Origin of the sequence: Curtobacterium sp. MMLR14_006 (assembly GCF_001864985.1) — a bacterium.
Classification (GTDB): domain Bacteria; phylum Actinomycetota; class Actinomycetes; order Actinomycetales; family Microbacteriaceae; genus Curtobacterium.
The window spans coordinates 98,687-118,956 of sequence record NZ_MJGU01000022.1 but is presented as its reverse complement, the minus strand read 5'-3'; the positions used below and the strand labels follow the sequence as shown (position 1 = coordinate 118,956).

Sequence of the window (20,270 nt, the reverse complement as noted above, 5' to 3'; positions counted from 1 at the left end):
GACCCCGGTCCTCGGAGGACTGATGTCGAACACCGCACCCGCCACTCCCACCGCTCCGGCCCGTGTCGCCACGAAGCGCACGATCCTGATGTGCAAGCCGGACTTCTACACGGTGAGCTACCGGATCAACCCCTGGATGCACCCGGAGGAGCCGACCGACACGTCGAAGGCCGTCGAGCAGTGGGAGTCGCTCGTCGCCGTCTATGAGCAGCTCGGCTTCGACATCTCGTACATCGACCCCATCGACGGCCTGCCGGACATGGTCTACGCAGCCAACGGCGGGTTCGTCCTCGACGGCATCGCCTACGGCGCGAAGTTCCAGTACCCGGAGCGCCAGCCTGAGGGCCCGGCGTACATGGACTGGTTCCGCCAGGCCGGCCTGACCGTCGCCGAGCCGGAGCAGACCAACGAGGGCGAGGGCGACTTCCTGCTCATCGGGGACACCATCTTCGCCGGCACCGGCTTCCGGTCGGACAGCACCTCGCACGACGAGCTCGCGACGATCTACGGCCGCGAGGTCGTCACGCTCAAGCTCATCAACCCGAGCTTCTACCACCTCGACACCGCCATCGCCGTGCTCGACCCGGAGCCCGACGCTTCGGGTCGGTCGAACATCGCCTACCTCGAGAGCGCCTTCGACGAGCCGTCGCTGGCGATCCTGCGCGAGCGCTTCCCCGACGCGATCATCGCGACCGAGGAGGACGCCGCGATCCTCGGCCTGAACTCGTACTCGGACGGGTACAACGTCGTGATCGCGTCGCGCGCGACCACGTTCGCGTCGCAGCTGCGTGAGAAGGGCTACAACCCGATCGGCGTCGACCTGTCCGAGCTGCTGCTCGGCGGTGGCGGTGTGAAGTGCTGCACGCTCGACCTGCACCCGGTCGGCACCGGCACCTCGGTCGCGCGTTCCCTCGGGGTCAGCTGATGTCGGCGGCAGCGTCGCTCGGGGTCAACACCGCGGCGGCGCTCGCCGTCGAGGACCGCGCCCTCGCGCACAACTACAGCCCGCTGCCCGTCGTCATCGCGTCGGGTGCCGGAGCGACCGTCACCGACGTCGACGGCAAGCAGTACCTGGACGGCCTCGCCGCGTACTCGGCGGTGAACTTCGGCCACGGCAACCCGCGGCTGCTCGCCGCCGCACGGGCACAGCTCGACCGCGTGACGCTCACGAGCCGCGCGTTCGTGAACGACCAGCTCGGCCCGTTCGCCACGGCACTGGCGGCGTTGACGGAGACCGAGATGGTCCTGCCGATGAACACCGGAGCCGAGGCCGTCGAGTCCGCGATCAAGGTGTCCCGCGCCTGGGGCTACCGCGTCAAGGGCGTCCCGGCCGAGCGGGCGACGATCATCGTCGCGTCCGGGAACTTCCACGGCCGCACCACGACGATCATCTCGTTCTCCGACGACCCCTCGGCCCGCGACGACTTCGGCCCGTACACCCCGGGCTTCCGCACGGTGCCGTACGGCGACGCTGCGGCCCTGCGCGCGGCGATGGACGAGACCGTCGTCGCCGTGCTGCTCGAGCCGATCCAGGGCGAGGGCGGCGTGGTCATCCCGCCGGAGTCGTACCTCCCGTCCGTCCGGCAGGTCTGCGACGAGTTCGGTGCGCTGTTCGTCGCCGACGAGATCCAGTCCGGCCTCGGTCGCACCGGGCACACGCTCGCGGTGCAGCGCGTCGGAGTGCGCCCCGACCTCATCACGCTCGGCAAGGCCCTCGGCGGCGGCATCGTGCCGGTGTCGGCGGTCGTGGGTTCGCGCGACGTCCTCGGCGTCCTGCGCCCCGGTGAGCACGGGTCCACCTTCGGCGGCAACCCGCTCGCCGCGGCCGTCGGCGCCGAGGTCGTGGCGATGCTCGGTGAGGGCACGTTCCAGCAGCGGGCCCTCGAGGGCGAACCGCTGCTGCGCGGCCTGCTCGACGAGCTCGTCGGGCACGGCGTCGTGTCGCACCGCGTGGCCGGACTCTGGGCCGGGATCGACATCGACCCCGCGCTCGGCACCGGCAAGGCGATCGCGAAGGACCTCGCCGACCGCGGGCTCCTGGTGAAGGACACCCACGGGTCGACGATCCGCTTCGCGCCGCCCCTGGTCGTCACCGACGACGAGGTGCGCACCGCGATCGGGACGCTGTCGGACGTCCTGGCCGCGCGCGCCTGACGGGTTCGCTCCACGCGTTCGCTTCGTGAGCAGAAATGGTCGGGTCGCCACACGGCACCCGACCATTTCTGCTCACCCAGTGCGGCTCACACCGCCCAGCGCGCCGCCAACTCGTCCATCAGCGCGTCGAGTCGCTCGTCCACGACCTGCTCCTCGGGGTGGGCCTCGTACCAGGCGATGACCTCGCGCACCCCCTGCCGGTAGGTCGTGCGCGGCCGGTACCACGGCACGAGCGACCGGACCTTGCTGTTGTCGAACACCGAGCTGTTCGCCTTGTCCCCGAGCAGCGCCGCACCCCACTCCGGGTCCACCGCGTTGATGGCGTCCGCCGGCACGTGCACGATCCGCAGGTCCTCGACCCCGGCCGCCGCCGCGATCTCGTGCGCGATGGCGTTCCACGTCGGCGCCTCGTCGCTCGTGATCGTGAACGCCTCCCCGATGGCTGCAGCCCGGTCGAGCAGCCCCGTGAACCCGACCGCAAAGTCTCGGCTGTGCGTCAGGGTCCACAGCGAGGTCCCGTCACCCGTGATGATGATCGGCTTGCCGGCCCGCATCCGCGCCACCGCGGTCCACCCGCCGGTCAGCGGCAGCTTCGTCTCGTCGTAGGTGTGCGACGGCCGCACGATCGTCACCGGGAAGTCCTGCTCCCGGTACGCCTGCACCAGCAGCTCCTCGCACGCGATCTTGTCGCGCGAGTACTGCCAGTACGGGTTCTTCAGCGGCGTCGACTCCGTGATCGGCAGGTGCGTCGCCGGCGTCTGGTACGCCGAGGCCGAGCTGATGAACACGTACTGCCGCGTCCGCCCCGCGAAGAAGTCGACGTCCGCCTGCACCTGGTCCGGCGTGAAGGCGATCCAGTTCACGACCACGTCGAAGCGCTGGTCGCCGAGTGCGTCCGCCAGTGCGCCGCGGTCGGACACGTCGGCCTGGAGGCGCGTCACACCCTCCGGGATCGGCCTGCCCCCGGTGGTCCCCCGGTTGAGCACGGTCACGTCGAACCCCTGCTCGACGGCTTCCCGCACGCAGGCGGCGCTGATGACGCCGCTCCCGCCGATGAACAACACGCTCGCTCCGGTCATGGGTGCTCCCTCGCTCCTGGCGGCACCGCTCCGTGCCGCGCTTCCTCGATCCTGCACCTCATCGACGGACCGGGCGCGACCGTGGCCCGAGCGGACAGTGCGGCGCAGGGGCATCCTGCCTCCGTGACCGGACCGCTCACGGAGCCTTCGACCACGGACGAAGTCTGCGGCGATCGATACGCCTGTGAAGACCACGGCTTGGATCAGCGCAGACGGCACCTCGTCGGACAGCAGCTGGACGAACGACTGAAGGAACAACTGGTTCATGTGAGTGCCTGTGCGCCGCGCTCGTCCGCAATCGCACGCGCCGACGGAGACATGCGAGGATGGACAGCGAAGACCCCGGAACGATCCCTGGCTCAGGCCACATCGCCGGGGTTTCGTCGTGTGGACGACTTCGGCCGCTGTGCTCTGGCACCGACCCGAGGACTACCGTCACGGGTCGAGCCGCACCGACGCGGCCACGACAGGAGTGACACGCACATGGAGTACCGCTACCTCGGCAACTCGGGCCTCAAGGTCTCCGAGATCACCTACGGCAACTGGCTCACCCACGCCTCACAGGTCGAGAACGACGCGGCGATCGCCTGCGTCAAGGCAGCGCTCGAGGTCGGCATCTCGACGTTCGACACCGCCGACGTCTACGCCAACACCGGCGCCGAGACCGTCCTGGGCGAGGCGCTCAAGGGGGAGCGGCGCCAGTCCCTCGAGATCGCGACGAAGGTGTTCGGGCCGACCGGGCCGAAGGGGCACAACGACACCGGCCTGTCCCGCAAGCACATCCTCGAGTCGATCGACGGTTCGCTCGAGCGGCTGCAGACGGACTACGTCGACCTGTACCAAGCGCACCGGTTCGACCACGAGACCCCCCTCGAAGAGACCATGCAGGCCTTCGCCGACATCGTGCGGCAGGGCAAGGTCCTGTACGTCGGCGTGAGCGAGTGGACCGCCGACCAGCTCCGTGCGGGTGCGGCGCTCGCGAAGGACCTCGGCTTCCAGCTCATCTCGAACCAGCCGCAGTACTCGGCGCTGTGGCGCGTCATCGAGGACGAGGTGGTGCCGACCTCGAAGGAGCTCGGCATCTCGCAGATCGTCTGGTCGCCGATCGCCCAGGGCGTGCTCACCGGCAAGTACCAGCCCGGTCAGCCCCTGCCCGAGGGTTCGCGGGCCACGGACGACAAGGGCGGCGCGAAGATGATCGAGCGCTTCATGAACGACGAGGTGCTCTCGGCCGTCCAGGAGCTCAAGCCGATCGCCGACGAGCTCGACCTGTCGATGGCGCAGCTCGCCGTCGCGTGGGTGCTGCAGAACGAGAACGTCGCGAGCGCGATCATCGGCGCCTCGCGTCCGGAGCAGGTGCACGACAACGCCGGCGCCGCCGGTGTGACGATCCCGGCCGAGTTGCTGACCCGGATCGACGACGTGCTCGGCTCCGTGGTCGAGCGCGACCCGGCGAAGACGAACGACAGCAGCCCGAAGACCCGCGAGGCCTGATCGCCCGATCGGTCCGCACAACCGGGGTCACCCCGAACCGCACACTCGCGTGGTTCGGGGTGACTGCCGTTGTGCGAGGCGGAAGCGAACCGGCGCGTGACCGAACCGGCCCGCCGCCGAAGGCCCCCGAAGGAACACCCCTCAGACAACCGAAAAGGCCCCCTGCCGAAGCAGGGGGCCTTCACCGGTGGCTGGACACGGCATCGATCCGTGGACCTTTCGATTTTCAGTCGAACGCTCTACCAACTGAGCTATCCAGCCGTGGCGACCCTGACGGGACTTGAACCCGCGACCTCCGCCGTGACAGGGCGGCACGCTAACCAGCTGCGCTACAGGGCCATGTTGAATTGCTGTGGTGTTGTTCAGTACTACTTGCTCGCTCACTCGGAGAGTGACCCCAACGGGATTCGAACCCGTGCTGCCGCCGTGAAAGGGCGGTGTCCTAGGCCACTAAACGATAGGGCCGCAAGCAGTGCATCGCGCTACCGATGGACAAGCATACGGATGCCCCGCGGGTTTCACAAATCGAGGCCTGTTCGCCCGTGATCCCCGGCGTGTCGCGCCGTCGCCGCAGGCTCGTCGGAGGCCGTGGTGCGAGCATCGTCGGCGGCCGGCATCCCTCGTCCGAGGGGCTGTCGAGCCTGCGTCTCCTGTTGTTACTGTTGCCTCTGTTAACAGTGTTACGTGCGTGAGCCTTGCCGCGCTGTTACGAAATCGAGATACATGTCGACCTCAGCCCAGTCCTCCCTCCGCTCCCGCAGCCGCCTCGTCGCCGCTGCGGTCGCCGTCGTGCTCACGGCCGGCACGCTCGCCGCGCTGGCGCCCACCACGTCGGCCAGTGCTGCGTCCTACCCGTCGTGGAGCGAGGTGCAGCAGGCGAAGAAGTCGACCAGCGCCCAGCAGGCGAAGGTCTCCGAGATCAAGTCGCTCATCTCGTCGCTGCAGACCGAGGCCGCCGCGAAGCAGAAGGCCGCGCAGGCCGCCGGCGAGGCGTACCAGGCCGCCCAGACCAAGTACGACGCCGCCGCGCTCGCGCAGCACAAGCTGCAGGCGCAGGCCGACGACGCGGCGAAGACCGCGACGCAGTCCGAGGAGCAGGCGGGCCAGCTCGCCGCGCAGCTCGGGCGGGCGAGCGCCAACGACGTGACGACGGACATCCTCACCCACCCGTCGAACTCCGGCGACCTGCTGTACGAGCTCGGCGCGATGTCGAAGCTCAGCGAGCAGGCCGACGGCATCTACTCGCAGGCCACGCAGGACCGCGGGACGGCCCAGGCCCAGGCGGACAAGGCCGACTCCGCGAAGGACGCCCTCGGCGACCTCGCCGACGCCGCGCAGTCGACGATGCAGGAAGCGCAGGGCGCGGCGGACGCGGCGCAGACGGCCGTCGACGCGCAGAACGACAACGAGACCCGGCTCGAGGCGCAGCTCACCGCGCTCACGACGAAGCAACGCGGCGTCGAGTCGGCGTACAAGCGGGGCGTGGCCGCCGAGAAGGCGCGGCAGGAGCGCATCGCGGCCGCGGCGGCCCGGGCGGCGGCGAAGGCCGCGGCGACGAGCCAGGGCGGCACCGGCGGTGGCACGGCGAACTCGGCCGGCTGGGTGCGGCCGTCCGGCGGCTTCCAGACGAGCGGCTACGGGTACCGCGTCGACCCGTACACGCACTACACGGCACTGCACGCCGGGGTGGACCTGGCCCCCGCCTGCTACGCGCCGATCTACGCGGCGCACGACGGCACCGTGACCTTCGCCGGCAACGGCGGCGGCTACGGCAACGAGGTCGTGCTCGACAACGGCGGCGGCATCTCGACGGCCTACGGGCACGTCGTCGACGGGGGCATCCTCGTCACGAGCGGGCAACACGTCACCGCTGGGCAGCAGATCGCGAAGATCGGCTCGACCGGCTGGTCGACCGGCTGCCACCTGCACTTCGAGACCCGGATCAACGGTGCCGCCGTCGACCCGGTCCCCTTCATGGCAGCGCGGGGGATCTCGGTTTGAGCATCAGCGCCGTCGGAAGGCCCCGGCCCACGTCATGAACCTGTCCGCCCGCTCCCTGTCCTGCGGGATCGCGACCGTCGCCGTGCTCGGCCTCGGGCTGTCGCTCGTCGTCGCCGGCCCGGCCCAGGCTGCCCCGTCGGGCCCCTCGTGGGACGACGTCAAGGCCGCCAAGTCGGACGCCGCCGACGCCCAGCAGACCGTCGACGAGCTCAGCTCGCGGCTCACGACGCTGCAGGAGGCCGCCGACCGCGCCGGTGTCGTCGAGCAGCAGGCGGGACAGGCGTACGCCATGGCGGTGTCGCAGCAGCAGCAGGCGCAGGACACCCTCGACGACCTCGCCGCGCAGTCGAAGCGGGCGAAGGCGAAGGCCGACGACTCCGCCGGGCAGGTCGCCGGCCTCGTGGTCGAGCTGTCGCGCACCGGCGGCGGCGACCTGTCCACCGCGATGCTCGTCGACGCGTCCGACTCCGAGGACCTGCTCTACCGCGTCGGCACGATGTCGCACCTGTCCGAGCGGTCGGCGACCGTCCTCGCCGAGGCGCGGGCGGACCAGAAGACCGTCGACTCCCTCGCCGACCAGCAGGACGCCGCGACCACGGCGCTCCGCGCGGCGACCCGGACGTCCGAGACGGCGCTCACGACGGCGAACGACGTGTCCGCCGACGCGCAGTCCCGGGTGCAGGAGCAGCAGGAGCAGCAGGACGAGGTCCTGCGCCAGCTCGCCTACCTCAAGGGCACGAGCGTCGCGACGGAGACCGCGTACTGGACGGCACAACAGGCGAAGGCCGCCGAGGTCGCCCTGGCGGCGCAGACCGCACGCGACGACGACGGTGACGGACGAGCGACGGGCACCCGCCCGGGCGCGTCCACCGGCACCTCCGACCCGTCGACGAGCACGCCGTCCACGAGCAGGCCGTCCACGAGCACCCCCTCGACGAGCACCCCGGCGAACCCGGCACCCGCGCAGCCGGCGCCGAGCAAGCCGAGCAAGCCGAAGCCCTCCCCAGCGAACCCGGCACCGGCCCCAGCACCGAGCAAGCCGAAGCCCGCACCGGCCCCCGCCCCCGCTCCGACGCCCACCGTCCCGAGCGGCCCGTCGAAGGCCGCCGGCGCCATCGCCTACGCGCGGGCCCAGCTCGGCAAGCCGTACGTGCTGAACGGCGCCGGGCCGAACACCTGGGACTGCTCCGGTCTCGTGATGATGGCCTACGGCTCGCAGGGCATCCCGACCGGCGGTCACAACGTGGTCTGGCAGTACAACCACTTCGCCTCGATCGGACGGCTCGTGCCGCTGTCGCAGCGCCAGCCCGGTGACATCCTGTTCTACTCGTCGAACGGAACCGCTTCAGGCGGTTACCACGACTCGATCTACACCGGCAACGGGATGATGGTCGAGGCGGCCCGTCCGGGCGTCGGCGTGGTCGAGCGGGCGGTCTGGACCCCGAGCCAGCTCCTGCCCTACGTCGCCCGTCCGAGCGGCGCCCTGTAGACGCAGCACGACGCAGAACGGCGCCCGCCCTCCGGATGGAGAGCGGGCGCCGTTCGTCGTCAGGGAAGCGTCACCGGCGCGTCAGTGACCGGCGGGCACGTACGCGGCCTGGCCGGCCTGCACGATCGCCTCGGCCTCGGCGGCGTCGCCCCAGCCCTCGGCCTTGACCCACTTGTTCGGCTCGAGGTCCTTGTAGCGCTCGAAGAAGTGCGCGATCTCGGCCTTCGTCTGCTCGTCGACGTCGGAGATGTCCTGGATGTGCGCCCAGCGCGGGTCCTTCGCGGGGACCACGAGGACCTTCTCGTCCTTGCCGGCCTCGTCGCTCATCTTGAAGACGCCGACCGGACGGACCTTGACGCCCACACCGGGGAACGTCGGGAACTCGAGCAGCAGCAGTGCGTCCACGGGGTCGCCGTCGTCGGCCAGGGTCTTCTCGAAGAAGCCGTAGTCGGTCGGGTAGACGAACGACGTGAACAGCACGCGGTCGAGGTAGACGCGACCGGTCTCGTGGTCCACCTCGTACTTGTTGCGGCTGCCCTTGGGGATCTCGACGACGACGTCGTACGCGGCCATGTCTGCACTCCTGGTTTGTCGAACGGGCTGTCGGTGGTTCCGAAAGCGCGGCTAACGTTACCGGGTGAACTCTCCGCGCCCCCGGCTGGACCCCGCGGTCGCCGACACCCGTCGAGCGGTGCGCACGCTGCTCGCCGACGCCCGCGACCAGGGTGTCGTCGCCGACGGCGACCTGGTGCTCGTCGCGCTGAGCGGCGGACCGGACTCGCTCGCGCTCGCCGCGGCCACCGCGTTCGAGGCGACGAAGCAGGGGCTCCGGTCCGGGGCGGTGGTCGTCGACCACGCGCTCCAGGCGGACTCCGAGGCGGTGGCGACCCGTGCCTCCCGACAGGCCGCGGAGCTGGGACTCGACCCGGTGACGGTCCGTCGGGTCGCCGTCGGCTCCGACGGCGGTCCGGAAGCCGCCGCCCGGGAGGCCCGTCACGCGTCGATCGCGCAGGTCGCGTCCGCCGTCGGCGCACCCCTCGTGCTGTTCGGGCACACGCTCGACGACCAGGCCGAGACGGTGCTGCTCGGCCTGGTGCGCGGCAGCGGGCCGGACAGCCTGTCCGGCATGCAGCCGCTCGTCCGGCGTGCTGAGGGCCCGGCCTACGGCCGGCCGCTGCTCGCGGTGCGGCGCCACACCACCCGGCAGGCGTGCGCCGCCGCGGGCCTCGCGCCCTGGCAGGACCCGCAGAACGACGACCCGGCGTTCGCCCGGGTGCGGGTGCGGCAGGTGCTCATGCCGGTGCTCGAACGGGAGCTCGGCGCCGGGGTGCCCGAGGCGCTCGCCCGGACGGCCGACCAACTGCGCGAGGACGCCGCGGCGCTCGACCACTTCGCGGAGGAGATCGCCGAGGACCTGGCCGAGCACTCCGAGGCGGGCATCTCGCTGTCCGTGCCGGGACTCGCCGCGAACCCGCCGGCGCTGCGGCAGCGGCTGGTCCGGCTCGCGGTGCGGAGCGAGTTCGGGGTGACGCTGTCCCGCGTGCAGACGCTCGAGGTCTGCCGGCTCGTGACGGACTGGAGCGGCCAGGGGCCGATCGACCTGCCGGGCGTCCGTGCGGCGCGGATCGGCGACCGCATCGCGTTCAGCGCCGGTTAGGCTGGGGCGGTGGAACTCTCCGACGTCCAGGCAGACCTGTCCGAAGTGCTCTTCACCCCCGAGCAGATCGACGAGAAGCTCGCCGAGCTCGCGGCGGTCGTCGACGCCGACTACGCGGGGCGCGACCCGCTGCTCGTCGGGGTCCTCAAGGGGGCCGTCATGGTGATGGCGGACTTCTCGCGACACCTGAAGATGCAGGCGCGGATGGACTGGATGGCGGTGTCGTCGTACGGCTCCGGCACGAAGTCGTCGGGTGTGGTGCGGATCCTCAAGGACCTCGACACCGACCTGCACGGGCGCGACGTCCTCATCGTCGAGGACATCATCGACTCGGGGCTGACCCTGTCGTGGCTCAAGCAGAACCTGCAGTCCCGCGGGGCCGCGAGCGTCGAGATCGTCGCGCTGCTGCGCAAGCCCGAGGCCGCCAAGGTCGAGGTCGACGTGAAGTACGTCGGCTTCGACATCCCGGACGCCTTCGTGGTGGGGTACGGCCTCGACTACGACGAGCGCTACCGGAACCTGCGCGGCGTCGGCGTCCTCGCCCCGCACGTCTACAGCTGAGCGGGTCCGGGCCGCGCGGTCTCGCGCCGCGGACACTCGCCGAACGGTGAGTTCGCCCGCAGAGGACACCCATTCTCGCCACAGAATCGCAGCCGTATGCTGATCAGCACGCAACTTCGGCAGAGAAAGGTGTCGGGCATCTCAGCCCGGATCACATGAACTTCAAGCGCATCTTCCGCGGCCCGTACCTCTACGTGCTGATCGCGCTGGCGGGCATCTTCATCGGCTGGAGTCTGCTCAGCCAGGCCGGCACGTCGCAGATCGAGACCCAGAAGGGGCTCGAGCAGCTCGCCGACGGCAAGGTCTCGTCCGCAGTCATCAACTCGACCGAGCAGCGCGTCGACCTCACCCTGAAGGACGGCGACAAGCAGGAGCAGTTCTACTACTCCACGCCGCGCGGCGACGAGGTCGTCACCGCCGTCAACGACGCCGACCTGCCCAAGGGCTACAACGACCACGTGTCCCAGGGCAACTGGTTCCTGTCGCTGATCAGCATCCTGCTGCCCTTCCTGATCATCGGTGCCCTGTTCTGGTTCCTGCTCTCGAGTGCCCAGGGCGGCGGCTCGAAGGTCATGCAGTTCGGCAAGTCCAAGGCGAAGATGAACAACAAGGAGAACCCGCAGGTCTCCTTCTCGGACGTCGCCGGCTCGGACGAGGCGATCGAGGAGCTCCAGGAGATCAAGGAGTTCCTCAAGGAGCCGGCCAAGTTCCAGGCCGTCGGCGCGAAGATCCCGAAGGGCGTGCTGCTGTACGGCCCTCCCGGCACCGGCAAGACCCTGCTCGCGCGCGCCGTCGCCGGCGAGGCGGGCGTGCCGTTCTACTCGATCTCCGGTTCGGACTTCGTCGAGATGTTCGTCGGTGTCGGTGCGAGCCGTGTCCGTGACCTCTTCGAGCAGGCCAAGGCGAACTCGCCGGCCATCGTCTTCATCGACGAGATCGACGCCGTCGGCCGCCACCGCGGTGCCGGCATCGGCGGTGGCAACGACGAGCGCGAGCAGACGCTCAACCAGCTGCTCGTCGAGATGGACGGCTTCGACGGCAAGACGAACGTCATCCTCATCGCCGCGACGAACCGTCCCGACGTGCTCGACCCCGCCCTGCTCCGCCCGGGCCGCTTCGACCGTCAGATCGGCGTCGACGCACCGAGCCTGGCCGGCCGCAAGCAGATCCTCGAGGTGCACGCGAAGGGCAAGCCGCTCGCCGCGAGCGTCGACCTCGAGCTGCTCGCCCGCAAGACGCCGGGCTTCACCGGTGCCGACCTGGCGAACGTCCTCAACGAGGGCGCGCTGCTGACCGCCCGCTCGAACGCGCAGCTCATCGACAACCGTGCCCTCGACGAGGCCGTCGACCGCGTGATGGCCGGCCCGCAGCGCCGCACCCGGATCATGTCCGACCAGGAACGCCTCATCACGGCGTACCACGAGGGCGGACACGCCCTGGCGGCCGCAGCCATGCGGCACACGGACCCGGTCACGAAGATCACGATCCTGCCGCGCGGCCGTGCCCTCGGCTACACGATGGTGCTGCCGCTCGAGGACAAGTACTCGGTCACCCGCAACGAGCTGCTCGACCAGCTCACCTACGCCATGGGTGGTCGCGTCGCAGAGGAGATCGTCTTCCACGACCCGACGACGGGGGCCTCGAACGACATCGAGAAGGCCACCGGCACCGCACGCAAGATGGTCACCGAGTACGGCATGAGCCGTGCGGTCGGGTCCGTCAAGCTCGGTTCCGGGTCGAGCGAGCCGTTCGTCGGCCGCGACATGAGCGGCGGGACCGGTCGCGACTACTCGGAGAACATCGCCGAGACGGTCGACGCCGAGACCCGTGCCCTGCTCGAGGCCGCGCACGACGAGGCCTACCAGGTGCTCAACGACAACCGCGACATCCTCGACCGCCTGGCGGGTGAGCTCCTCGAGAAGGAGACGCTCGACGCCCCCGAGCTCGTCGAGATCTTCAAGGACGTCCGCAAGCTGCCGGAGCGCCCGCAGTGGCTCTCCAGCGACAAGCGCCCGGTGAGCGACCTGCCCGCCATCGCCTCCGGCAAGGCGGCGAACACCGCCGTCGAGCCGGATGACCGCGAGCCGTCGAAGGCCCCGCGTCACCGTCCGTTCGGCAACCCGGGCATCGCACCCGCCTAGGCGGCCGGCATGTCCGACCTCCCGACGCGACGCGCACGTCGGCTCGCCGAGGTGAGCCGTCCGCGCTCGGCACCCGTGACCCGGGTGCCGAGCGCGGCCGGCACCCGGGTGATGGGCATCCTCAACGTCACCCCCGACTCGTTCAGCGACGGCGGGCTGCACCAGGCGTACGACGCCGCGGTGGCCCACGCCCGTGACCTCGTGGCCGCCGGTGCCGACATCGTCGACGTCGGTGGCGAGTCCACCCGTCCGGGCTCCGAACGGGTGCCGCTGGCGGTCGAGCAGGAACGCGTGCTGCCGGTGGTGCGGCAGCTCGTGGCCGAGGGCATCCCGGTGAGCATCGACACGATGAACGCCGCCACCGCCGAACGCGCGGTCGAGGCCGGCGCGGCGATCGTGAACGACGTCTCCGGCGGACTCGCCGACCCGGAGATGGTCCGCGTGGTGCGGGACACCGGCACCCGGTTCGTCGTGATGCACTGGCGCGGGCACAGCGACCGGATGTACCGGAACGCCGAGTACACGCACGCGGTGGACGAGGTCCGGCGTGAGGTCGAGATGCGCGTCGCCGAGCTCATCGTCCTCGGGGTCCGCCAGGAGCAGGTCGTCATCGACCCGGGCCTCGGCTTCGCGAAGCAGGGCGCGCAGAACTGGGAGATCCTGGCCGGCTACGAGCGGTTCGCCTCGATCGGCCTGCCGGTGCTCGTCGCCGCGTCGCGCAAGCGGTTCCTCGACGGAGTCGGGAGCCCCGAGGGAGCAGCTCCGCGCGAGCGCGACCTCGCCACCGCCGCCATCAGCCTGCTCGCCGCCGAACGGGGCGCGTGGGGGGTGCGCGTGCACGACCCGGCACCGACCCGTGCCGTGCTCGACGTCTGGGACGCCTGGAGGGCAGCTCGCTCGTGAACGACACCATCCGCCTCGTCGGGGTCCGCGCCCGCGGCAACCACGGCGTCTTCGACCACGAACGCACCGACGGCCAGGACTTCGTCGTCGACGTCGCCGTGGAGCTCGACGCCCGAGCCGCCTCCGGCAGCGACGACCTCGACGCCACCGTGCACTACGGGGTGCTCGCCGAGCAGGTCGTCGCCGAGGTCGAGCGCGACCCGGTCGACCTCATCGAGACGCTGGCCGAGCGCATCGCCGCCGTCGTGCTCAGCCACCGCGCGGCCCTGGCGACCGAGGTCACGGTGCACAAGCCGCAGGCGCCGATCACCGTCCCGTTCACCGACGTGTCGATCACCATCCGTCGCACCCGCGGCGCCGACGCCCCGGTCGAGGGGGCGGCGTGAGCCGCGTCGTGGTCGCCCTCGGCGCCAACCTCGGCGACCGGGGCAGCACCCTGCGCGCCGCTGCCGAGGCCGTCGCCGCACTGCCCGGCGTGCGCCCGGTGGCGTCGAGCCACGAGGTCGAGTCCGTCGCCGTCACGCTGGACGGCCCGGACGACGCGAAGCCCCGCTACCGCAACGCCGTGGTGATCGTCGACACCGACCTCGAGCCGCAGGTGTTCCTCGACGCCCTGCACGGCATCGAGGACGCCCACGGCCGCACCCGCGACGTCCGCTGGGGCGACCGCACGCTCGACCTCGACGTCGTGGCCGTCGACGACCTCCGGATCGACACGGCGACCCTCACGGTGCCGCACCCGCGGGCCGCCGAGCGGGCGTTCGTGCTCGCGCCGTGGCTCGACGCCGACCCCGCGGCCGTCCTGCCCGGTGCCGGGCCGGTGGCCGACCTGCTCGCCGCACTGGGCGACGACACCGAGCGCGTCGACGAGCCGCGCCTGCTCGCCGAGCCGACCCGGGCCTCCGCACCGGAACGGGACGTGACCAGCGCATGAAGCCGACCCGACTCTCCACCCTGCTCGCCCTCGCCGTGGTCACCGCCGTCGCCGGGTACGCGATCGACGCCGTGCTCGCCTCACGCCAGGCGCCGACGCTCCTGCTCGCCGTGCCGCTCGGCGTCACGCTCGCGTTCATCGGCGTCGCCGTCGTGGCCATGGCGCGCCCGATCCGGCAGCACGCACGGGACGGCGCCGGGCGCCGGCACCCGGTCGACCCGCTGTACGCGACCCGCGTCGTCGTGCTCGCGAAGGCCGCGAGCCTGTGCGGCGCGCTCTTCACCGGCTTCGGCACCGGGCTCGTCGTCTACCTGCTGACGCGCGCGGTGGTGCCTTCGCTAGGCTCGACCCTGCCGAACGTGGTCGCCGTCGGCGGCGGTGTCGTCCTGACGGTCTGCGCCCTGGTGGCCGAGCGGATGTGCGTCGCACCCCCGGAGGACGACGACGACCGTCACGGTCCCGGCGCCGGCACGACGACGCTCGACTGACCGAGCACCACCCCAGGAGGCCCCGCGATGCCGCGTGAACGACTCGACGAGGACGGCCTCGGCCTGCAGGGCATCGCGTGGACGCGGGTGTCCGCCAAGCTCGTCTGGACCGAACTCGTCATCGCCCTGGTGATCGGCGCGGTGTTCACCGCCGGCTTCGTGCTCATCGGCGTCGTCAACGACGGCTTCGGCTCGCCCGCCGGCACGGTCTTCACCCTCATCGGGATCGCCGCCGCCGTCGTCACCATCGTCACGGCGTCCCTCACCCCGCGCCGGGTCCGCGCGATCGGCTACGCCCTGCGGGACGACGACCTGGTGGTCCGGCGCGGGCTCATGTGGCAGCGCTTCACGGCGGTGCCGTACGGCCGCATGCAGCTCGTCGACGTCGCCCGCGGTCCGCTCGACCGCGCGCTCGGCATGAGCGAGCTGAAGTTCGTCACCGCCGCGGCCGCCACGAACGTCCGGATCCCCGGGGTCCCCGCCTCCGACGCCGACGCGCTGCGCGACCGGCTGGTCGAACTCGCCGAGTCCCGCCGCGCCGGGCTCTAGGAGGACCCGTGACCTTCCGACCCGGTCCGCCGCCGGCCCCGCCCCGCCGAGGTGACGCCGCGGCCGCCGCGCCCCTGACCGACGGCGACTGGCACCGCCTGCACCCGCTGACGCCGCTGCTCAAGGGCGGCATCGTGCTCATCGTCGTCCTCGGCTACGTGCTCAACAGCCTGCGTGACCGGCTCGTCGACGTGTTCATCCCGGGCGGCCCGCGCGAGGACGGCGACCCCGTGCAGTACGTCTACGAGCACGGTGCGGTCGGCTGGGTGCTGCTCGGCGTCGCCGGCCTGCTCGTCGTCCTCATCGGGCTCTTCTACCTGTCCTGGCGGATGCACGAGTTCCGGGTCACCGGCGAGATCGTCGAGGTGCGCTCCGGCGTGCTCTTCCGGAACCACCGGAAGGCGCGACTCGACCGCATCCAGGGCATCAACATCCAGCGGCCGCTCGTGCCCCGGCTGTTCGGCACCGCGAAGCTCGAGATCGCGCAGGCCGGCAACGACGCCAACGTCCAGCTCGCCTACCTCGGGGTGAAGGCCGCCGACGACCTGCGGCAGCGGATCCTCGTGCTCGCCTCCGGGGCGAAGGACGACGACCCCGCCGGCGGGCCGACCCGGGTGTCGCACGGCGTGCTGCAGGACCGCCTCGGCGAGGTCTTCTCACCGGAGCTCGACCCCGCCGCCGTGCACGCCACCCGCATCGTGAAGGTGCACCCGGGCCGGCTCATCGCCTCGATGCTGCTGTCCGGCACGACGTTCTTCATCCTGCTGGTCGTCGCGGCGATGGTCGTCAGCGTCGCGCTCACCGGCGAGTACGGGTTCCTGTTCGGGCTGTTCCCCGCCGTCATCGGCGCCGGCGGGTACTACGTCCGCAAGTTCTCGCGGTCGTTGCAGTACACGATCGCCGAGACCCGCGACGGCATCCGCATCGGCTTCGGCCTCGTCTCCACCTCGAACGAGACCCTGCCGCCGGGGCGGATCCACGCCGTCAGCGTCGCCCAGCCCCTGTTCTGGCGGCCGTTCGGCTGGTGGGACGTCCGGATCAACCGCGCGACGAACGCCGGCAACGGGGCGTCGAACAACCAGCAGGTCTCGTCGATCGTGCTGCCGGTCGGCACGGCCGCCGACGTCCGCGAGGTCCTCGACATCATCCTGCCCGGCCTCGTCGGCACCGTCGTCGCCGGTCCCGCCGCCTCGCAGGAGGCCCTGCGCGAGGGCTCGGCCGAGGCCGTCGACGTCGTCGACGACAGCCTGACCACCACCGGCGACCGTGGCGGCTTCGTGCACTCCCCGCGCCGCGGCGCCTGGCTGCGCCCGCTGTCCTCGCGCCGCAACGGCTACCGCTTCGTGCAAGGTGCCGTGCTGCTCCGCCTCGGCGCGGTGTGGCGGTCGCTCGTCGTCGTGCCCCTGCCCCGGGTGCAGAGCGTCAAGGTCGAGCAGGGCCCGCTCGAGCGCGCCCTGCGGCTCGCCTCCGTGCACGTGCACACCGTCGCCGGCCCGGTCTCGCCCCGCGTCGGTGCACTCGACGCCCGCGACGCGCAGCGGCTGTGGTCCGAGACCGCCCACCGCGCCGTCGAGGCGGCCGCCGTGGACACCACCCACCGGTGGCGCGCACGGGAGGCCCGGCCCGCGCCCGGCACGCACGCCGCGGACGGGTCGTGGGTCACCTCGGGCGCCCCTGCCGGGCCCGGCACGAGCGTGGCGGGCGGACCAGGAGCAGCGGCCGGTGCGTCTGCCGGGCCGGGCGCGGGCGTGCCGGGCGGACCGGGGGCCCTCGCCGGTGCGTCCGCCGGGCTGGACGCGGACCGCCGGACCGGAGCCGTGCCTCCCGGACCGGTGCCCGCGGGGTGGACGGACGTGCCGTCGACGGAGGCCGCACGATGAGGGCGGGACGGCTCGGCGTCGGCATCGTCGGTGCCGGACGCGTCGGCCCGGTGCTCGGAGCCGCCCTGGCGAACGCGGAGCACGCGGTCGTCGGCGTCACCGCGGTCTCGGACGAAGGACGCGACCGCGCCGAGGCGATGCTGCCCGGCGCCCCGGTGCTCACCACGCCGGAACTCGTCGAGCGCAGCGAGCTCGTGCTCCTCGCGGTGCCGGACGACCAGCTGCCCTCGCTCGTCCAGGGCCTGGCCGACGCCGGCGTCTGGCAGCCCGGGCAGCTCGTCGTGCACACGAGTCCCGACCACGGCGTCGGCATCCTCGCCCCGGCGATGGCGGCCGGGGCGATCCCGCTCGCGATCCACCCGGCGATGGCGTTCACCGGTACGAGCGTCGACCTGTCCCGGCTGCGCGACGCCTACTGCGCGGTGACCGCCCCGTCGCCGGTGCTGCCGATCGCGCAGGCGCTCGTCGTCGAGATGGGCGCGGAGCCGTTCGTGGTGGCCGAGGGCGACCGGCCCGCGTACGCCGACGCCGTGCGCGCTGCCGTGGCGTTCTCGACCGCCATCGTCGACCAGTCAGCGGGCACGCTGTCCGGCATCGGGGTGGAACACCCCGGCCGGGTGCTCGGGGCGCTCGTGCGGTCCGCCGTCGACAACGCGCTCACCGCGGCCGACGGGCAGTCGACGCTGTAGCGGGCGGCGACGTCGCGCGGGGTCCGGCTCGGCGCCGGTCGCGGGTAGCATTTCCCCCGACCCCCACGACCCCCGGAGCCGCACCCGCATGACCGACGAGACCGTCACCCCCGACACCGCGACCGCCGACGCCGCCGCACAGGCCGAGCAGGAGACGAGCGAGCAGCGACAGGTCCGGCTCGACAAGCGGGCGAAGCTGCTGGAGTCGGGCATCGAGGCGTACCCCGCCGAGCTCCCGATCACCACGACGATCCCGGCGGTCCGCGAGCAGTACGCGCACCTCGAGACCGGCGAGGAGACGCAGGACGTCGTCGGCGTCGCCGGCCGCATCGTGTTCTCGCGCAACACCGGCAAGCTCTGCTTCGCGTCGCTGCAGTCCGGTGACGGGTCCCGGATCCAGGCGATGGTGTCCCTGGCCGAGGTGGGCGACGAGTCGCTCGCCCGCTGGAAGGAGTTCGTCGACCTCGGCGACCACGTGTTCGTGCACGGCCGCGTCATCTCGTCGCGCCGCGGCGAGCTGTCGATCATGGTCGACGACTGGGCGATCGCGGCGAAGGCGATCCTGCCCCTGCCGAACCTGCACAACGAGCTGAACGAGGAGACCCGGGTCCGCCAGCGCTACCTGGACCTCATCGTCCGCGACGAGGCGCGCGCCACCGTCCGCGCCCGTGCCGCCGTGATGGCATCGCTGCGCCAGACCTTCACCGGCCACGAGTACCTCGAGGTCGAGACGCCGATGCTGCAGACCCAGCACGGCGGTGCCTCGGCGCGACCCTTCGTGACGCACTCGAACGCCTTCGACACCGAGCTGTTCCTGCGCATCGCGCCCGAGCTGTTCCTCAAGCGCGCCGTCGTCGGCGGCATCGACCGCGTGTTCGAGATCAACCGCAACTTCCGCAACGAGGGCGCCGACTCGTCGCACTCGCCCGAGTTCGCGATGGTCGAGGCGTACCAGGCGTACGGCAACTACGAGCAGATGGCCGACCTGACCCAGGAGCTCGTGCAGAACGCCGCCCGCGCGGTGACCGGCGGCTCGCTCGTCGTCACCCTGCCCGACGGCACCGACTACGACCTCGGCGGCGAGTGGGCCCGGATGGACATGTACGGGTCGCTGTCCGAGGCGGCCGGACGCGAGATCACGCCGGAGACGCCGCTGGCCGAGCTCCAGGCGCTCGCCGCGGCCGAGGGCGTCGAGGTCGCCCACGCCACCCACGGCAAGTACGTCGAGGAGCTCTGGGAGCACTTCAACGAGGACCGCCTGTACGCCCCGACGTTCGTGATGAACTTCCCGGTCGACACCTCGCCGCTCACCCGGCAGCACCGCACCCGCCCCGGCATCGTCGAGAAGTGGGACCTGTACGTCCGCGGGTTCGAGCTCGCCACGGCGTACTCGGAGCTCGTCGACCCGGTGGTGCAGCGCGAGCGCTTCGTCGAGCAGGCGAAGCTCGCGGCGGGCGGGGACCCCGAGGCGATGCGCGTCGACGAGGAGTTCCTCCGGGCGCTCGAGCACGCGATGCCGCCGTCGGGCGGCATGGGCATGGGGATCGACCGCCTGCTCATGGCCATCACGGGCCTCGGCATCCGCGAGACCATCCTGTTCCCGCTGGTCAAGTAGCCCCGGGGTTCGCGGGGTACCATGCTCGGGTGCCGCATGGAGTCGTGACCGGGATCATCTTCGCCCTGACGCCGACGATCATCGTCGGCCTCATCTTCTGGTTCGTCATGCGCGCCATCATGCGGGCGGACCGCACCGAGCGCGCTGCGTACGCCAAGGTCGAGGCCGAGGAGCGTGCCCGCTTCGAGCGTGAGCACGGCTACCCGGCGCCGAGCACCACCTCCGCCGAGTAGCGCGCCCGCTTCCGACGGCGCCCGTCCGCGGACCAGCGCGCCCGCTGCCGGGCTGCGCCCCTCCGCACGCTGCGCCCCTTCGCACGCAGCGCCCCTCCGCGCGCAGCGCTCGTCTGCGCGCAGCGGCCCCGCCAGGACGCCTGCGCGCCGGCGTCCCGTCACGACCCGTTCACCCGGTCGTCGCGCGCCGGGGTGACCATCGTCGGCATGGCAACCGCACACCCCTTCACCGGTCGCAGCCTCGTCGGTGACATCGAGAGCGAGTACGACGAGTTCGACCGCGACGCCGACCTCGAGGCCTCGAAGCGCCGGGACGGCTGGCTCGAACCCTCCTGGTGACCCCCATCGCACCACAATCGGGGTACGCCGACCAGATCGAGCCGATCAGGTCGGGCGTACCCCT

20 protein-coding genes and 3 tRNA genes are annotated in these 20,270 nt (G+C 71.7%); 18 read left to right on the top strand and 5 right to left on the bottom strand.

Features of this window, described 5'->3' with window-relative positions; all coding sequences use genetic code 11:
• Nucleotides 1-22 precede the first annotated feature (22 nt).
• Together ddaH and rocD are read left to right on the top strand one after the other, a co-directional pair.
• Nucleotides 23-925, top strand: coding sequence for a dimethylargininase (gene ddaH / locus BIU94_RS09570; RefSeq protein WP_071258228.1), 903 nt, complete (start codon nucleotides 23-25; stop codon nucleotides 923-925).
• A complete protein-coding gene (gene rocD, locus BIU94_RS09565; RefSeq protein WP_071258225.1) occupies nucleotides 925-2,154 on the top strand; it encodes an ornithine--oxo-acid transaminase in 1,230 nt (409 codons plus the stop codon). The genes ddaH and rocD overlap by 1 nt, the downstream gene beginning before the upstream one ends.
• 86 nt (nucleotides 2,155-2,240) lie before the next feature.
• On the opposite strand, the gene BIU94_RS09560 is transcribed toward rocD, so the two are convergent.
• A complete protein-coding gene (locus tag BIU94_RS09560) occupies nucleotides 2,241-3,233 on the bottom strand; it encodes an NAD-dependent epimerase/dehydratase family protein (protein ID WP_071258223.1) in 993 nt (330 codons plus the stop codon).
• 483 nt (nucleotides 3,234-3,716) lie between these two features.
• Here BIU94_RS09560 and BIU94_RS09555 point away from each other — a divergent pair, with 483 nt between their 5' ends.
• Nucleotides 3,717-4,727, top strand: a complete 1,011-nt coding sequence (locus BIU94_RS09555; RefSeq protein WP_071258221.1) for an aldo/keto reductase family protein — start codon at nucleotides 3,717-3,719, stop codon at nucleotides 4,725-4,727.
• 188 nt (nucleotides 4,728-4,915) lie between these two features.
• Here BIU94_RS09555 and BIU94_RS09550 read toward each other — a convergent pair.
• The 3 genes from BIU94_RS09550 to BIU94_RS09540 all read right to left on the bottom strand — a co-directional run bounded on the left by BIU94_RS09550 (nucleotide 4,916) and on the right by BIU94_RS09540 (nucleotide 5,192).
• Nucleotides 4,916-4,988, bottom strand: a tRNA-Phe gene (locus tag BIU94_RS09550).
• Nucleotide 4,989: 1 nt separating this feature from the next.
• Nucleotides 4,990-5,066, bottom strand: a tRNA-Asp gene (locus BIU94_RS09545).
• Between the two features lie 53 nt (nucleotides 5,067-5,119).
• A tRNA-Glu gene (locus BIU94_RS09540) sits at nucleotides 5,120-5,192 on the bottom strand.
• 258 nt (nucleotides 5,193-5,450) lie between these two features.
• Between BIU94_RS09540 and BIU94_RS09535 the strand changes: the two genes are divergently transcribed.
• Entirely contained in the window at nucleotides 5,451-6,728 is a 1,278-nt protein-coding gene (locus BIU94_RS09535) for a M23 family metallopeptidase (RefSeq protein ID WP_071258219.1), read from the top strand.
• A 34-nt stretch (nucleotides 6,729-6,762) separates the two neighbouring features.
• Complete coding sequence (locus tag BIU94_RS09530) at nucleotides 6,763-8,217, top strand: NlpC/P60 family protein (RefSeq protein ID WP_071258217.1); 1,455 nt, start codon at nucleotides 6,763-6,765, stop codon at nucleotides 8,215-8,217.
• Nucleotides 8,218-8,298: 81 nt separating this feature from the next.
• Here the strand turns inward: BIU94_RS09530 and BIU94_RS09525 are convergent, their stop codons facing one another.
• A complete protein-coding gene (locus BIU94_RS09525; protein WP_071258184.1) occupies nucleotides 8,299-8,790 on the bottom strand; it encodes an inorganic diphosphatase in 492 nt (163 codons plus the stop codon).
• 64 nt (nucleotides 8,791-8,854) lie between these two features.
• Here BIU94_RS09525 and tilS point away from each other — a divergent pair, with 64 nt between their 5' ends.
• The 13 genes from tilS (at nucleotide 8,855) to BIU94_RS18205 (ending at nucleotide 20,206) form a co-directional block, all read left to right on the top strand.
• Nucleotides 8,855-9,874 carry a tRNA lysidine(34) synthetase TilS gene (gene tilS / locus BIU94_RS09520; protein WP_071258181.1) on the top strand — a complete coding sequence of 340 codons (1,020 nt, stop codon included), beginning with the start codon at nucleotides 8,855-8,857 and terminating at the stop codon, nucleotides 9,872-9,874.
• A gap of 9 nt (nucleotides 9,875-9,883) precedes the next feature.
• The gene (gene hpt, locus BIU94_RS09515; protein WP_017887686.1) at nucleotides 9,884-10,435 is read left to right on the top strand and encodes a hypoxanthine phosphoribosyltransferase; all 552 of its coding nucleotides are present in this window, start codon (nucleotides 9,884-9,886) and stop codon (nucleotides 10,433-10,435) included.
• Nucleotides 10,436-10,590: 155 nt separating this feature from the next.
• A complete protein-coding gene (ftsH, locus tag BIU94_RS09510; protein ID WP_071258178.1) occupies nucleotides 10,591-12,576 on the top strand; it encodes an ATP-dependent zinc metalloprotease FtsH in 1,986 nt (661 codons plus the stop codon).
• A 9-nt stretch (nucleotides 12,577-12,585) separates the two neighbouring features.
• The gene (gene folP / locus BIU94_RS09505) at nucleotides 12,586-13,479 is read left to right on the top strand and encodes a dihydropteroate synthase (RefSeq protein ID WP_083404728.1); all 894 of its coding nucleotides are present in this window, start codon (nucleotides 12,586-12,588) and stop codon (nucleotides 13,477-13,479) included.
• Nucleotides 13,476-13,865, top strand: a complete 390-nt coding sequence (gene folB, locus BIU94_RS09500) for a dihydroneopterin aldolase (RefSeq protein WP_071258176.1) — start codon at nucleotides 13,476-13,478, stop codon at nucleotides 13,863-13,865. The genes folP and folB overlap by 4 nt, the downstream gene beginning before the upstream one ends.
• Nucleotides 13,862-14,413 carry a 2-amino-4-hydroxy-6-hydroxymethyldihydropteridine diphosphokinase gene (gene folK, locus BIU94_RS09495; RefSeq protein WP_071258174.1) on the top strand — a complete coding sequence of 184 codons (552 nt, stop codon included), beginning with the start codon at nucleotides 13,862-13,864 and terminating at the stop codon, nucleotides 14,411-14,413. Before folB ends, folK begins: the two co-directional genes overlap by 4 nt.
• Nucleotides 14,410-14,901, top strand: coding sequence for a DUF3180 domain-containing protein (locus tag BIU94_RS09490; RefSeq protein WP_071258171.1), 492 nt, complete (start codon nucleotides 14,410-14,412; stop codon nucleotides 14,899-14,901). Before folK ends, BIU94_RS09490 begins: the two co-directional genes overlap by 4 nt.
• A gap of 27 nt (nucleotides 14,902-14,928) precedes the next feature.
• Nucleotides 14,929-15,450 carry a PH domain-containing protein gene (locus BIU94_RS09485; protein WP_071258168.1) on the top strand — a complete coding sequence of 174 codons (522 nt, stop codon included), beginning with the start codon at nucleotides 14,929-14,931 and terminating at the stop codon, nucleotides 15,448-15,450.
• An 8-nt stretch (nucleotides 15,451-15,458) separates the two neighbouring features.
• Nucleotides 15,459-17,330 (top strand): PH domain-containing protein, encoded by a 1,872-nt coding sequence (locus BIU94_RS09480; protein ID WP_071258159.1) that lies wholly within the window; start codon nucleotides 15,459-15,461, stop codon nucleotides 17,328-17,330.
• Entirely contained in the window at nucleotides 17,327-18,019 is a 693-nt protein-coding gene (locus BIU94_RS09475) for a Rossmann-like and DUF2520 domain-containing protein (protein WP_071260245.1), read from the top strand. The genes BIU94_RS09480 and BIU94_RS09475 overlap by 4 nt, the downstream gene beginning before the upstream one ends.
• An 88-nt stretch (nucleotides 18,020-18,107) precedes the next feature.
• The gene (gene lysS / locus BIU94_RS09470; protein WP_071258157.1) at nucleotides 18,108-19,634 is read left to right on the top strand and encodes a lysine--tRNA ligase; all 1,527 of its coding nucleotides are present in this window, start codon (nucleotides 18,108-18,110) and stop codon (nucleotides 19,632-19,634) included.
• Nucleotides 19,635-19,663: 29 nt separating this feature from the next.
• Nucleotides 19,664-19,867, top strand: coding sequence for a hypothetical protein (locus tag BIU94_RS09465; RefSeq protein WP_071258149.1), 204 nt, complete (start codon nucleotides 19,664-19,666; stop codon nucleotides 19,865-19,867).
• 207 nt (nucleotides 19,868-20,074) lie between these two features.
• Nucleotides 20,075-20,206 carry a hypothetical protein gene (locus BIU94_RS18205; RefSeq protein ID WP_258369388.1) on the top strand — a complete coding sequence of 44 codons (132 nt, stop codon included), beginning with the start codon at nucleotides 20,075-20,077 and terminating at the stop codon, nucleotides 20,204-20,206.
• Nucleotides 20,207-20,270 lie beyond the last annotated feature (64 nt).

What these genes read in the sequence shown, in the direction of transcription:
- ddaH (WP_071258228.1), top strand. Translation starts at nt 23, where the DNA reads ATGTCGAACACCGCACCCGCCACTCCCACCGCTCCGGCCCGTGTCGCC.
- rocD (WP_071258225.1), top strand. Translation starts at nt 925, where the DNA reads ATGTCGGCGGCAGCGTCGCTCGGGGTCAACACCGCGGCGGCGCTCGCC.
- BIU94_RS09560 (WP_071258223.1), bottom strand. Translation starts at nt 3,233, where the DNA reads ATGACCGGAGCGAGCGTGTTGTTCATCGGCGGGAGCGGCGTCATCAGC.
- BIU94_RS09555 (WP_071258221.1), top strand. Translation starts at nt 3,717, where the DNA reads ATGGAGTACCGCTACCTCGGCAACTCGGGCCTCAAGGTCTCCGAGATC.
- BIU94_RS09535 (WP_071258219.1), top strand. Translation starts at nt 5,451, where the DNA reads ATGTCGACCTCAGCCCAGTCCTCCCTCCGCTCCCGCAGCCGCCTCGTC.
- BIU94_RS09530 (WP_071258217.1), top strand. Translation starts at nt 6,763, where the DNA reads ATGAACCTGTCCGCCCGCTCCCTGTCCTGCGGGATCGCGACCGTCGCC.
- BIU94_RS09525 (WP_071258184.1), bottom strand. Translation starts at nt 8,790, where the DNA reads ATGGCCGCGTACGACGTCGTCGTCGAGATCCCCAAGGGCAGCCGCAAC.
- ftsH (WP_071258178.1), top strand. Translation starts at nt 10,591, where the DNA reads ATGAACTTCAAGCGCATCTTCCGCGGCCCGTACCTCTACGTGCTGATC.
- folP (WP_083404728.1), top strand. Translation starts at nt 12,586, where the DNA reads ATGTCCGACCTCCCGACGCGACGCGCACGTCGGCTCGCCGAGGTGAGC.
- BIU94_RS09490 (WP_071258171.1), top strand. Translation starts at nt 14,410, where the DNA reads ATGAAGCCGACCCGACTCTCCACCCTGCTCGCCCTCGCCGTGGTCACC.
- BIU94_RS09485 (WP_071258168.1), top strand. Translation starts at nt 14,929, where the DNA reads ATGCCGCGTGAACGACTCGACGAGGACGGCCTCGGCCTGCAGGGCATC.
- BIU94_RS09475 (WP_071260245.1), top strand. Translation starts at nt 17,327, where the DNA reads ATGAGGGCGGGACGGCTCGGCGTCGGCATCGTCGGTGCCGGACGCGTC.
- lysS (WP_071258157.1), top strand. Translation starts at nt 18,108, where the DNA reads ATGACCGACGAGACCGTCACCCCCGACACCGCGACCGCCGACGCCGCC.
- BIU94_RS18205 (WP_258369388.1), top strand. Translation starts at nt 20,075, where the DNA reads ATGGCAACCGCACACCCCTTCACCGGTCGCAGCCTCGTCGGTGACATC.